We start from the raw sequence: 14,414 nt of genomic DNA, 5'->3' as shown, positions 1-14,414 counted from the left end.
GGCGGCTCAGCGCGCGCCCAGCCGCCGGTAGGCGCGCGAGACGAGGCCGAGGAAGGCGGCGTCGCTGCTCAGGTCGACGCCGCCGGGCACGGCCGCCGGTTGGGCGCCGCCGTCGGGCGGCCGGCCGCGGGCACGGGCGCGGATGGCCGCGTCCACCGAGGCGGCCTCGGCGAACGCCTCCAGCCGCTGCCCGCGCAGGCCGGACCGCACGCCCTCCTGGCGGGCCGCGTCCGTCACGCGCTGGTCCAGGTACGGCTCCAGCGCGATCCGGCCGTCCCGGATCTCCACGAACCGCCGGTACAGCCGCAGGTCCAGGTCGCGGAAGGTGACCAGCTCGGTCAGGAAGGGCGCCGGGGCCAGCAGCGCGATGTCCGGGCTGGCCCGGTAAAGCGCCCGCCACAGCGGACGCAGCCGCAGGTGCAGCCGGAAGTCGCGGAACCAGCGCAGCCGCGCGGGCCACCACGACGGCAGGGCCAGGCCGATCAGCACCGCGAGCACGCCGAGCGGCACCAGCAGCATGTCCAGAGGCGCCCGCAGCAGGTCGGGGTAGTCGGCGCCGATCCGCCGGCAGGCGAAGTAGGCCGCCTTGTGCAGGTGGTAGAGCACGGTCAGGGACGCGCCCACGGCGACCAGACGCAGTCCCGCGCTCACCGCCCGGTTCCCCGTCTGGCGGGCCTCACGCAGGGCGAACCAGGTGACGTGGCACAACACCGGCACGAGGTAGCACAGGAAGATGAGCCAGTATTCGAGCACGCCCGGCGTGTCCCCGTAGCGGACGGCGAAGCGCGGGCTGTTGACCGGCGTACGGGCCAGGGCGAAGGTCAGGCACATGCCGAGCAGCACGAGCGCCGGCCAGGCGGCCTCACCCCACGTACGGCGGCGCGGCTCTTCCGGCGGCCCGCCCACCTGCCGCACGAACGTCCCGACCGACCAGGCGAGGGCCAGCATGAACGCGTGGGACACCAGCCTGGCCAGGTTCGGCACGCCGGTCAGCCGCCAGACGACGTCGTAGGCCCAGGGCGTGTTGACCGTCGTCGAGGCGGCGATCGCGGCCAGGATGACGAACACCGCCCGCCCGGCCGGGTCCCGCACCCAGGAGCGCACGGCGGCCAGCCGGTACGCCGTCAGCGCGCACGCCAGCACCGCGGGGCCGTTGAGCCGCAGCCACTCACCCACGGCCGAGGCCGGACACCCCGCCGTGGATCGCCTCGGCGGTCCCGGTGAGCGCGGCGTCCACGCGCCGGACGTCCGACGCCCGCGGGTGCGACTCCCGGCAGGCCCGCTGCCAGATGAGCGAGGCGAGCAGCTCGGCCTCCTGCTCCTCCTCCGACCCGTAGATCGAACGCCTGAGCACACGGCGGACGAGGGCGGGGTTGAGGCTGGGGAACAACACGTGCCGCTGGGCCTTCGGGTCGGCCTCGGGGTAGTGGCCGCAGATCACGTGGCTCAGCTCGTGCAGGATGATGTGGTCCTGGTGCGGCGGCGTCGTGTCGGGCTTGTAGAAGATGAGGTCGGTCGCCTCGGTGGCCAGCCAGGCGCCCAGCATCTCGTCGTCGCCGGGCAGCTCCAGGAGCCGGATGGGACGCCCCCGCTCGGCGGCGACCAGGTCGCAGAGCGTTCTGACGCGATAGGGCCGCGGCATCGGTAATCGGCGGGCGATCTCCGCGCAGCGACGCCGCATGAGCCTGAACTTCTTGCCGGCGGGAGTCATACCTCTCCAGGGCTAACAATTCAGCATCGACATCCGATCACGATCGTGTCGCATCCGCTTCGACCGTGACAACGTCGTGCTTGCTCTGCCCCTTGGGCCACCGGCCTAACCACCTCCGCGCCCGCCGCCCGTACCTGCCTCCGACCTGGTTCTTTAGCCGTCGGTTCAATGCTCTGGAGCGGCCGGGCGGCCGTTGACACCATCAGGAGGAGGCGGCGGGCGGCCTCGGACGACGCCCGCGAGGTCCGGGCCGCGCGCTTACCGCAGTTCATCGAAACGTCATCCAGGCGCGGGCGGCCGACCGTCAACCGGAGGGCTTGGAGACACCCCGATGCACATCTCTTCCCAGCGGGACGAGCGGATCGCGGCACTGCCGGAACACCTCCGTGACCAGATGCTGCGGAGACTGTCCGGCCGGTCGGCCGCCGACCCGATCCCGCGTACGGACACCACCGGCCCGATCCCGCTCTCCCCCGCCCAGGAGCGGCTCTGGTTCATGTACGAGCTGGACCCGGACGCCGTGGACTACCTGGTGCCGCTGGCCGTCCGGCTGAGGGGCGACCTGGACGTGCCCGCGCTGCGGACCGCGCTCACCCGGATGGTGGCCCGGCACGAGACCCTGCGCACGACGTTCGGCTCCCTGGACGGGCGCGGCACGCAGCGGGTCATGCCGGCCGCCGAGGTGCCGCTGCCGCTGACGGACCTGTCGGAGCGTCCCGGCGAGCTGGACCGCCTGCTGGAGGAGGAGGCCCGCCGGCCCGTGGACCTGCGGGTGGGGCCGGTGTTCCGGGCCCGGCTGATCCGGCTCGGCGCGCGCGAGCACGTGCTGACCGCCCACGCCCACCACATCGTCACCGACGGCTGGTCCTCGCGGGTGCTGCTCGACGACCTGGCCGCCCTGTACGCCGAGGCCGCCGGCGGCCCGCCCGCCGCCCTGCCGCCGCTGCCGGTGAGCTACGCCGACGTCAGCGCCTGGCAGCGGGAGCGGGCCTCGGGGCCGCAGGCCGGGGAGCAGCTCGCGTACTGGCGGCGCCGGCTGGACCGGCTGGCCCCCATGGACCTGCCGACGGACCGGCCGCGCCCGCCGGTCAGGAGCTCCGCGGGGGCGGCGTGCGCGTTCGAGGTGCCCGCGGACGCCACCGGGCGGCTGCGGGAGATCGGTGAGCGGGCCGGCGCCACGCTCTTCATGACGCTGGTCGCCGCGGTGCACACGCTGCTGGCCCGCTACACCGGCCGTCCGGACGTGGCCGTGGCCACCGTCGTCTCCGGCCGGGACCGGGTCGAGACGGAGAACCTGGTCGGCTTCTTCGTCAACACGCTGGTGCTGCGCGGCGAGGTGGACGAGTCGCGCCCGTTCGAGGAGCTGCTGGGCCGTACGCGCACGACGGTGCTGGACGCGTTCGCCCACGACCGGGTGCCGTTCCAGCGGCTGGTGGAGGCGCTGCGCCCGGAACGCGACCCGAGCCGCCCGCCGCTGACGGAGGTGGCGGTCAACCTGCGCAACCTGCCGCCCGGCACGGCCGCCTTCCCCGGCCTGCGGGTCACCGAGCTGCCGCCGCCCGTACTGGCCGCGAGCATGGACCTGTCGTTCGACTTCACCGAACGGGACGGCGCCCTGGCCGGGAGCCTGGCCTACAACACGAGCCTGTACGGCCCGGACACCGCCGAGCGCATGACCGCCCACCTGGTGCGCCTGCTCGCCGGGATCGCGGCGGCGCCCGGCCGGCCGCTGGCCGGGATCCCGCTGCTCGGCCGGACCGAGCACCGGCTGCTGACCTCGTTGTGGCCCGGGACCGGCGCCGGGCCGGAGACGCTGACGGTGACGCGGCTGTTCGCCGAGCAGGCGGCGGCCCGGCCGGACGCCCAGGCCGTGGTGTGCGGCGGCCGCTCGCTCACCTACGGCGAGCTGGACGAGCGCACCGACCGGCTGGCCCGGCTGCTGGCCGCCAGGGGCGCGGGGCCGGAGCGGTACGTCGCGGTGGCGCTGCCCCGGTCGATCGACATGGTCGTGGCGGTGCTGGCGGTGCTCAAGGCGGGGGCCGCGTACCTGCCGGTGGACGTGGGGCAGCCGGCCGGCCGGATCGCCGCCATGGTCGGCGACACCCGTCCGGTGCTGGCGGTGGCCACCCGGGAGAGCGCGTCCGCGCTGCCCGCCGGTCTGCCGTTCGTCGGGCCGGACGACCCGGCGCCCGCCGGACCGTCCGGTGGCCCCCCGGCCGCGCGACCGGAGAACCCCGCGTACGTGATCTACACCTCCGGTTCCACCGGCCGGCCCAAGGCCGTGGTGGTCACGCACGAGGGCGTGCACGACATGGTGCGCGTCCAGCGCGAGCGCATGGACGCCGGGCCGGGCGCGCGGGTGCTCCAGTTCGCCTCGCTCTCCTTCGACGGCGCGTTCTGGGAGCTGGTGCTCGCCCTGCTGTCCGGGGGCACGCTCGTGGTCGCCGACGACGACGAACGCCCGCCCGGCGCGCCGCTGGCCGGGCTGATCGCCCGCGAGCGGGTCACCCACGTCACGCTGCCGCCCACCGCGCTCGCGACGCTGCCCGAGGACGGCGTCCCGCGCGGCGCGGTCGTGGTGGTGGCGGGCGAGACGTGCCCGCCCGAGCTGGTGCGCGCCTGGTCGCCGGGGCGCCGGGTGTTCAACGGCTACGGGCCCACGGAGACGATGGTCGGCGCCACGCTGAGCGAGCCGCTGACCCCGGCGGACGCCGGCCCGGGGCCGGTCCCCATCGGGCGGCCGTTCCCGAGCATCCGGGCGTACGTGCTGGACGAGCGGCTCAGGCCCGCGCCCATCGGCGTGCCGGGCGAGCTGTACCTGGGCGGCACGCGCCTGGCCAGGGGGTATCTGAACCGGCCCGGCCTGACCGGCGAGCGGTTCGTGGCCGATCCGTACGGGCCGCCGGGCACGCGCATGTACCGCACCGGGGACCGGGCCCGCTGGCTGGCGAACGGCCGGCTGGAGCACGCGGGCCGCACCGACGACCAGGTCAAGCTGCGCGGGTTCCGGATCGAGCCGGGCGAGGTCGAGGCCGCGCTGTCGGAGCAGCCCTGCGTGGTCGCCGCCGCCGCCGCGGTCAAGGAGGACGCGAACGGGACCAGGCGGCTGGTGGGCTACGTCGTACCGGCCGAGGGCGGCGCGGACCCCGCGGAGCTGCGCGAGGCCCTGCGGCGGCGGCTGCCCGAGCACATGGTGCCGACGGCGTTCGTGATCCTGGACGCCCTGCCGCTCACGCACAGCGGCAAGGTGGACCGGCGGGCCCTGCCCGCGCCGACCGGCGCCCGCCACAGCGGCGAGGAGTACGCCGAGCCGCGCACCCCGGCCGAACGTGCGCTCGCCGAGGTGTGGGCGCGGGTCCTGGGCGTCGAGCGCGTGGGCGTGCACGACAACTTCTTCGACCTCGGCGGCGACTCCATCCTTGGGCTCCAGGTCGTCGCCGGGGCGCAGGCGGCGGGGCTGGCGCTGACCCCGCGCCTGATGTTCCTCCGCCAGACCGTCGCCGACCTGGCCGCCGAGCTGCCCGACGACCTGCCTGACGACCTGCCCGACGACCGGGCGGGCGGGGACGGCCCGGTGAGCGGCGACGTGCCGCTCACGCCGATCCAGCACTGGTTCCTGGAGAACCTGGCCGGCAGCCTGCCGCGGTTCAACCAGGCGGTCGCGCTGGAACCGCCCGCCGAAGCCGGTGACGACGTCGTCGAGGCGGCGCTGACGGCCCTGGTCGAGCGGCACGACGCGCTGCGCCTGCGGCTGGAGCGGGACGACGCCGGGTGGCGGCAGCACAACGCCGCCGCCGAGCACGGCCGGGTGCTGCGCCGCGTCGACCTGTCCGGCGTCCCCGAGGACGAGCGCGCCGGGTACGCCCACCGCGCGGCCGTGGAGGCGCAGACCTCGTTCGCGCTCGACCGCGGGCCGCTGATCAAGGCCGTGCTGTTCACCGGCGACGGCCCCCGGCGGCTGTTCCTGGCCGCCCACCACCTGGTCGTGGACGGCGTGTCGTGGCGGGTGCTGCTGTCGGACCTGGAGATCGCCTGCCGCCAGGCCGCCGCCGGCGAGCCGATCCGGCTGGGCCCGCGTTCCACGTCGTTCCGCGAGTGGGCGCTGCGGCTGGGCGACCACGCGGCGTCCGGCGGCTTCGACCACGAGCTGCCCCACTGGCGGCGGGTACGGGAGCTGGCCTCCGAGGTCCCCCCGCTGCCCGTGGACGACGCCGAGGGCGCGAACGTCGCCGGCGACCTGCGGACGGTGACGGCCACGCTGGACGCCGGCCTCACCCGGCGGCTGCTGCGCGAGGTGCCGGAGGTCTACCGGACGCGCGTCGACGAGGTGCTGCTCGGCGCGCTCGGCCGGGTGCTGGCCGGCTGGGCGGGCGGCGCCCGCGTCCTGGTCGAGCTGGAGGGGCACGGCCGCGAGGAGCTGTTCCCCGAGGTGGACCTGTCGCGCACGGTCGGCTGGTTCACCACCGTCTCCCCCCTGGTGCTGGAACTCCCGGACGGCGGCTGGGGCGACCTGCTCCGGTCCGTCAAGGAGCAGGTCAGGGCGGTCCCGCTGCGCGGACTCGGGTACGGCGCGCTGCGCCACCTGTCCCCCGCGGGGGCCGAGCTGCGCGACGACCGGCAGCCCGAGGTCGCCTTCAACTACCTGGGCCGGATGGAGTCGCGCGGCATGCTGCCGACCCCCGAGGGGACCGAGCGCGACCCGCGCCAGGAGCGCGTCCACCTGCTGGAGGTCAACGCGGTGGTGCGCGGGGACCGGCTGGAGATGCGCTGGTCGTACTCGTGCCGGCGGCATCGGGAGGCGACCGTGGCGGCCCTGGCCGAACGGATGACGGCGGCGCTGGCGGAGATCGTCGAGCACTGCGCGGAGCCCGGCGCGGGCGGCTGCACCCCCTCCGACTTCCCGCTCGCCCGGCTCGACCAGGCCGCCGTGGACCGCGTCGCGGGCGACGGCCGCTCGGTCGAGGACGTCTACCCGCTCACGCCGTTGCAGGGCGGCCTGCTCTTCCACTCGCTGGCCGACCCCGCCGCCGACACCTACGCCTCCCACTTCAGCCTCCTGCTCGACGGCGTGGACGACCCGGACCGCCTGGTACGGGCCTGGCAGCAGGTCACCGACGAGATCCCGGCGCTGCGCACGGCGATCGTCTGGCAGGACGTGCCCGAGCCCGTGCAGGTCGTGCGGCGCGGCGTGCGCCTCCCGGTCGAGCTGCACGACTGGCGCGGGCTGCCGGAGTCCGCGTGGCGGGCCGAGACCGAACGGCTGTGGGCGCGCCGCGCCGAACGCCGCCTCGACCTGGCCACCGCGCCGCTGGCGCGGCTGGTCGTCGCCCGCCTGACCGACACCCGGGTACGGGTCTTCTGGACCGCGCACCACCTCATGCTCGACGGCTGGAGCGCGGCGCAGGTGCTGACCCAGGTGTTCGAGCGGTACGCGGGCCGTCCGGCCCCCGTGCGCAGGCCGTACCGGGACTACCTGGAATGGCTCGGGCGGCAGGACGTGGCGGCGGCCGAGAGGCACTGGCGGCGGGAGCTGGCCGGGTTCGCCGCGCCGACGCCGATCCCGTACGACCGGCCTCCGGCGCGGGCGCACCGGTCACGCTCCACCGCCGCCGTACGGGTGAGCCTGCCCGCCGACCGCTCCGCCCGCCTGTACGAGCGGGCCAGGAACGCGCGCCTGACGGTGAACACGCTGCTCCAGGGCGCGTGGGCGATCCTGCTGTCGCGGTACGCCGGAGAGCGCGAGGTGTGCTTCGGCGCCACCGTCTCCGGCCGCCCCGCCGGCCTGCGGGACGCCGGGTCGATCGTGGGGCTGTTCATCAACATGCTGCCCGTCCGGGTCGAGGTGGACGGCGAGGCCGAGGTGTTCGGCTGGCTGCGCCGGCTCCAGGACCACCAGGCCGAGTGCCGCCAGTACGACTACCTGTCCCCCGCCCAGGTCCACCGGTGCGGCGAGCTGCCGGGCGGCGTGCCCCTGTTCGACAGCGTGCTGGTGTTCGAGAACTACCCCGAGGGCCGGCGCGACGGGCACGGCGTGCGGGTGCTGGAACACCTCGGCGACGAGCGCAGCAACTACCCGCTCATGATCACCGTGCACGCGGGCGACGAACTGACCATCGCCGCCGACTACGACCCGGCGCTGCTCGACGAGGCCACCGCGGCCCGGCTGCTGGGCCACCTGGAGACCCTGCTCGACGCCCTCGCCGACGGCACCGCCCGGCGGACGGCGGACCTGCCCGTGCTCACCGCCGCCGAACGCGCGCAGCTCGCCGCCTGGAACGACACCGCGGCGCGCTTCCCCGCCGCCCGCCCGGTGCACGAGCTGTTCGCCGAGCAGGCCGCGCGCACGCCCGGCGACACCGCCGTGAGCTGCGGCCCCGACAGCCTGACCTTCGCCGAGCTGGACGGGCGGGCCGACCGGCTGGCCCACCTGCTGATCGAGCGCGGCGCGCGGCCGGGCACGCTGGTCGGCGTCTGCGTCGAACGCGGCGTGGACGCCGTCGCCGCGCTGCTCGGCGTGCTCAAGTCGGGGGCGGCGTTCGTGCCGCTCGACCCCGACTACCCGCCTGCCCTGCTGGAATCCATGCTGGCCGACTGCGCCGCCCCGCTCGTGGTCACCCGTACGGCGCTGCTCGACCGGCTGGGCGGGACGGAGGCCGTCCTGCTGGACGATCCCGCCCTCGATCCGGCCCGCGCCCCCGCCCGGCCGCCGCGCGTGGACGTCGGGCCGGACGACCTGGCGTACGTGATCTACACCTCGGGCTCGACGGGACGGCCGAAGGGCGTGATGGTCGAGCACCGCAACGTCCACCACATGACCCACGCCTGGGACGCCCGCTACGGCCTGGCCGGGACCCGGCCGCGCTGCCTGGCGGTCTCCAGCCAGTCGGTCGACCTGTTCTTCGGCGACTTCCTGCTGTCGGCGATGTTCGGCGGCGAGATGGTGATCTGCCCGGCCGACCACGTCGGCGACCCCCGTGCCATGGCCGACCTGCTGGTGAGCAGCGGCGCGCACCTCATGGTGACCGTGCCGTCGCTGGCGGCGGCGGTGACCGAGGAGCTGGCGCGCTCGGGCCGGCGGCCGGAGGCGCTGCGGGTGCTGATGGTCGGTTCGGAGGGCTGGCCGGTGGCCGAGGCCGAACGGGTGCTCGCCCGCCTCGGGCCCGGGACGATCGCGGTCAACGCCTACGGCGCGACGGAGACCACCGTGGACTCGACGGTGTTCCAGCTCGGCGCGGCGCCCATGGGGCAGGGGGCGTACGCGCCGATCGGGCGGCCGTTCGCCAACACCCGCGTGCACGTGCTCGACGCCGGGCTGCGTCCGGTGCCCGTGGGCGTGACCGGCGAGATCTGCGTCGCGGGCGACGGGGTCGCGCGCGGTTACTGGGGGCGTCCCGAGCTGACCGCGAGCCGGTTCCTGCGCGACGCCTCCGGGGAGCGCGTTTACCGTACCGGCGACCTGGGCCGCCGCCGGGCGGACGGCGAGCTGGAGATCGTCGGGCGCGCCGACGACCAGATCAAGGTCCGCGGGTTCCGCGTGGAGCTGGGCGAGGTGGAGGCCGCGCTGGCCCGCCATCCCGGGGTGGCCGCCGCCGCGGCGGCCGGGCACCGCGACGAGGCCGGGCGGACGCGGCTGGTCGGCTACGTCGTGCCGGCCGGCGAGGACGTCCCGGGTCCGGCCGAGCTGCGCGCGTTCATGGCCGCGCACGTGCCCGCGCAGGCGGTGCCGTCGGCGTTCGCCCGGCTGGACGCCCTGCCGCTGACCGCGGGCGGCACCCTCGACCGGCGGGCGCTGCCCGTGCCCGACGGGCCGCTCGACGCGGCCGTGCCCCGGGTCGCCCCGCGCGACGCCACCGAATCGCTGCTGGCCGGGATCTGGGCCGAGGTGCTGGGGCTGGACGTGGCGGACGTGGGCGTCGAGGACGACTTCTTCGACCTCGGCGGCGACTCCGTCCTCAGCATCCGGGTGATCTCGCGGGTGCGCGCGGCGCTCGGCGCGGCGCCCTCGCCGCGCCAGCTCTTCGACACCCCGACCATCGCCGCCTTCGCCGGCACGCTCACCGCCGCGCCCGTGCCCGACGCCGTCGAGCGGGTCGCGGGCGACGAGGGCCTGCCGCTGTCCTTCGCCCAGCAGCGGTTGTGGTTCCTCAGCGAGTTCGAGCCCGGCGGCTCGGAGTACAACACCGTGTACGGGCTGCGCCTGTCCGGCGAGCTGGACGTGGCGGCGCTGCGTACCGCGCTCGACCGGCTGGTGGAGCGGCACGAGTCGCTGCGCACGGTCTACGGCGACGTGGACGGCCGCGGCACGCAGACGATCCTGCCTCCCGGCCCGGTGCCCCTGCCGGTGACCGACGTGTCCGGCGACGACGATCCCGAACGGGCGATGCGGGAGGCCGTGGAGCGGGCCGCGTCCCGGCCGTTCGACCTGCGGCGCGGGCCCGTGCTGCGGGCCACGCTGGTGCGGCTGGGCGCCGCCGAGCACGCGCTCGCGCTGGTCATGCACCACATCGCGACCGACGGCTGGTCGATGGGCGTGCTCGGCGCCGAGCTGGGCGCCTGCTACGCCGCCGCGCTCCGGGGCGAGCGGGCCGAGCTGCCGCCGCTCCCGCTGCGGTACGCCGACTTCGCCTCCTGGCAGCGCCGGCACCCGTCCGACCCCGCCTACTGGGAACGCCGGCTGGCCGGCCTCACGCCGCTCGCGCTGCCGGTCGACCGGCCCCGCCCGCCGGTACGGGTGGCCGACGGCGCGATGCGCCTGCTCGACGTCGCGCCGGGGACGCTGGACCGGCTCAAGGCGCTGGCCCGCGGGCACGACGCCACGCTGTTCATGGTCCTGACCGCCGTGACGCAGCTCCTGCTGTCCCGGATCTGCGGACAGCGGGACGTCGCCGTCGGCACGGCGACCTCCGGACGCGGCCGGGCCGAGCTGGAGGGGCTGGTCGGGTTCTTCGTCAACACCGTCGTGCTCAGGTCCACCGTCGACGGCTCGTCGTCGTTCGCCGCTTTCCTGGCCGAGGTGCGTTCGACCGTGCTGGAGGCGTTCGAGCACGAGGACGTGCCGTTCGAGCGGCTGGTCGAGCTGCTTCGTCCGGAGCGGGACCCGAGCAGGAACCCGCTGGTGGACGTCATGGTGGTGCTGGACAACACGCCGTCGGCCGACCCGGACCTGCCGGGCCTGCGCGCCGCGCCGCTGCCGGCCGTCTCCGGCCAGGTCAGTCACGACCTGACGGTCGACTTCCACGAGCACGGCGGCCGGCTGACGGCGGCCATCGGCTACAGCACCGCGCTGTTCGACCATTCCACCGCCGAACGGCTGGCCGGCCACCTGACGACGCTGCTCGACGCCGTCGCGGCCGACCCCGGCGCCCTCCTGGCCGACCTGCCGATCATGACGGACGCCGAACGGGAGCAGGTCCTGACCGGCTGGAACGGCACGCGCGCCCCGGCGTCGTCCGCGCTGTTCACCGACCTGTTCGCCGAACGGGCCCGCGCGGACGCGGCGCTGCCCGCGCTGTCCTTCCGCGACCGCACGCTCACCTTCGCCGAGCTGGACGCCCGCGCCGACCGCCTGGCACGGCTGCTCCGGGCGCGCGGGGCCCGTCCCGAGACGCTGGTGGGACTGGCCTGCTCGCGCGGCGACCGGACCGTCGTGGCCCTGCTGGCGGTGCTCAAGGCCGGGGCCGCCTTCCTCCCGCTGGATCCCGACCTGCCGGACGAACGGCTGTCGTTCATGCTGGACGACGCCGCGCCGGTGATCGTCCTGACCGACCGGGAGGCGGCGTTCGGCCCGCCCGTGCCCGGCGAGCTGATCATGCTGGACGATCCCGCGCTGCTCGACGGGCAGCCGGACGGCCCCCCGGACTGGCCCGCGCCGCTCCCCGGGCACCCGGCGTACGTGATCTACACCTCCGGCTCGACCGGCCGGCCCAAGGGCGTGGTGCTCGAACACCGCGGGCTGGCCAACCTGTTCCTCGACCACCGGGCCGGCCTCATCCGGCCCGAGGCGGGCGGCGGGCGGCTCAGGGCGGGGCTCACCGCGGCGTTCAGCTTCGACACCTCGCTGGAGGGCGTGCTGTGGCTGGCCGACGGCCACGAGCTGCACGTGATCGACGACCTCACGCGGCGCGACCCGGAGGCGCTGCTGTCCTACATCGACCGGCACCGGATCGACGTGCTGGACCTGACACCGTCCTACGCCGAGCAGCTCGTGCCGCTCGGCCTGCTCACCGGGGAACGGCACCGGCCGGCGGTGGTCATGCTGGGCGGCGAGGCGGTGGGCGAGGCGCTCTGGCACGACCTGCGCACGGCTCCGGACACCGCCGGCTACAACTACTACGGGCCGACCGAGTGCACCGTGGACACCCTGTACTGCCGCCTGTCCGACAGCGAACGGCCCATCGTGGGCAGGCCGATGCGCAACACCCGGGCGTACGTTCTGGACGGGACGCTGCGGCCGGCCCCCGTGGGCGTGGCCGGGGAGCTGTACCTCGCCGGTGACCAGCTAGGCCGCGGTTATCTCGGCCGGCCCGCGCTCACCGCCGAACGGTTCGTCGCCGGGCCGTTCGAGGAAGCGGGCGGGCGCATGTACCGCACCGGGGACCTGGCGCGGTGGCGTCCCGACGGCACGCTGGAGTACCTCGGCAGGACCGACGACCAGGTGAAGGTGCGCGGGTTCCGGATCGAGCCCGGCGAGATCGAGGCGGTGCTCGGCGAGCACCCGCGGGTGGCGCGGGCGACCGTCGTGGTGCTCGGGGACGGACAGGGCGTGCCGCGGATCGCCGCGTACGTCGTGCCGGCGGCCGGGGCCGCGCCGGAGACCGCCGCGCTGCGCGAGTTCGCCCGCGGCCGGCTGCCCGGCTACATGGTGCCGCACTTCTTCGTGACGCTGGACGAGCTGCCGCTGACCAGCAGCGGCAAGGTGGACCGGCGCGCCCTGCCGCACCCGTCCGCCACGGACGTCGGCACGGCGGCGGACGAGCGGATCGCGCCGCGCGACGGCGTGGAGTCGGCGCTGGTGGAGGTGTGGGCGGAGGTCCTGGGCGTCGAGCCCGGGGCGTTCGGGGTCGAGGACAACTTCTTCGACCTGGGCGGCGACTCCATCCTCAGCATGCAGATGGTCGCCAGGGCCCGGCGCGCCAGGATCGGCGTCACCACCAAGGACCTCTTCCTGCACCAGACGATCGCCGAGCTGGCCCCGGTGGCTCGCGCCGCCCCGGCCTCCACGGGCGCCGCGGCCGGCGGCGCTCTCGGGGCGGGCGAGGTCACCGGCGGGCCGGTGCCGTTGACGCCGGTGCAGCGGGCCTTCCTGGCCGGTCACCGGGTCGCCCCGCACCACTACAACCAGTCCATGCTGGCCGAGCTGACCGGCCCGGTGGACGAGGAGGCCCTGCGGGCCGCGCTCGCCGCGCTGGCGCGGCGGCACGACGCGCTGCGGTCCCGCTTCGAACGGGACGGCGGCCAATGGCGGCAGCACATCGCCCCCGCCGACGACGCGCGGCTGCCGCTGGCCCGGCACGACCTGACGCACCTGGACACGGACACCGACCTGCGAGGGGCCATGGATGAACGGGCCGCCGCCGCGGACGCCGGGTTCGACCTCGCCCGTGGCCCCCTGTGCCGGGCCCTGCTGTTCGACACCGGCCCCGGCCGCCGGCCGTGGTTGTACCTCACCGCCCACCACCTGGTCGTGGACGCCGTCTCCTGGCGCGTCCTGACCGAGGACCTGGAGACCGCGTACCGGCAGGCGGCCGACGGCGAGCCGATCGACCTCGGCCCCGCGTCTTCTCCGTTCGGCACGTGGGCGACCAGGCTGGCCGGGTACGCCGCGGGCGACGGACCGGGCCGGGAGGCCGCGTACTGGACCGGGCTGCCGGATCCGCCGCCGCTGCCCGTGGACCACGACGGCGACAACCTGGTCGGCTCGGTCGCCGTCGTGCCCGGCGCGCTGTCGGAGGAGGAGACCCGCGCGCTGGTCCGCGCCGCCCCCGCCGCCTTCCGCGTACGGCTCCACGAGCTGCTGGTCGCCGCCCTGGCCTGGACCCTCAGCCGGTGGAGCGGCGACGAGCGGGTGGTGATCGACATGGAGGGCCACGGCCGCGAGCACCTGTTCGACGACCTCGACCTGAGCAGGACCGTCGGCTGGTTCACCACGGAGTACCCGGCGGCCCTCACGCTGCCCGGCGGCGACGACTGGGTGAAGATCGTCCGGTCGGTGCGCGAGCAGCTTCGCGCGATCCCCGGCAACGGGCTCGGCTACGGCCTGCTGCGCCATCTCGGCCCGCCGGGATCGGCCGGGGCGGAGCTGGCGTCGCGGCCCGTCCCGCAGGTGGCCTTCAACTACCACGGGCAGGCGGACGCGCCCGGCGGCCACAGTGGCGTTCACAGTGGCGGCCACAGTGGCGGCCTCCTTCGCGCCTTCCACGACCCGATCGGCCGCGAGCAGAGCCCGCTGGAGCGGGCCGACCACCTGCTGGAGGTCGTGGGCGCGATCCGGCACGGCCGGTTGTCCTTCGACTGGTACCACTCGCGGAACGTGCACGACCGGGCCACGGTGGACCGGCTCATGGCGGACTTCCTGGCCTGCCTGCGCTCGCTGGCCCGCCACCCGGGCCCCCGCCACGCCACCGGCTCCCGCTCCGGCTTCGCCCCCGCCCCCGACTCCCGCTCCGGCTCCGGCTCCGGCTCCGGCTCCGGTGGGGTGGACTGA

The 14,414-nt window shown here is 75.8% G+C and carries 3 protein-coding genes; 1 reads left to right on the top strand and 2 read right to left on the bottom strand.

Annotation, left to right across the window (positions count from 1 at the left end; all coding sequences use genetic code 11):
* Positions 1-6: 6 nt before the first annotated feature.
* Both ABZ815_RS24380 and ABZ815_RS24375 read right to left on the bottom strand, forming a co-directional pair.
* Entirely contained in the window at positions 7-1,176 is a 1,170-nt protein-coding gene (locus tag ABZ815_RS24380) for an MAB_1171c family putative transporter (protein WP_357701532.1), read from the bottom strand.
* On the bottom strand, positions 1,169-1,711 hold the full coding sequence (locus ABZ815_RS24375; RefSeq protein WP_357701530.1) for a hypothetical protein: 543 nt from the start codon (positions 1,709-1,711) through the stop codon (positions 1,169-1,171). The genes ABZ815_RS24380 and ABZ815_RS24375 overlap by 8 nt, the downstream gene beginning before the upstream one ends.
* A 331-nt stretch (positions 1,712-2,042) precedes the next feature.
* Here ABZ815_RS24375 and ABZ815_RS24370 point away from each other — a divergent pair, with 331 nt between their 5' ends.
* Positions 2,043-14,414: an amino acid adenylation domain-containing protein gene (locus tag ABZ815_RS24370; protein ID WP_357701528.1), complete on the top strand. Its 12,372-nt coding sequence runs from the start codon at positions 2,043-2,045 to the stop codon at positions 14,412-14,414.

Source organism: Nonomuraea sp. NPDC047529 (genome assembly GCF_040642995.1).
GTDB lineage: Bacteria > Actinomycetota > Actinomycetes > Streptosporangiales > Streptosporangiaceae > Nonomuraea.
This window is presented reverse-complemented; position numbering and strand designations above follow the sequence as displayed.

Bases quoted from the DNA above. Each gene is read 5' to 3' on its own strand.
- ABZ815_RS24375 (WP_357701530.1), bottom strand. From the start codon at position 1,711: ATGACTCCCGCCGGCAAGAAGTTCAGGCTCATGCGGCGTCGCTGCGCG.
- ABZ815_RS24370 (WP_357701528.1), top strand. From the start codon at position 2,043: ATGCACATCTCTTCCCAGCGGGACGAGCGGATCGCGGCACTGCCGGAA.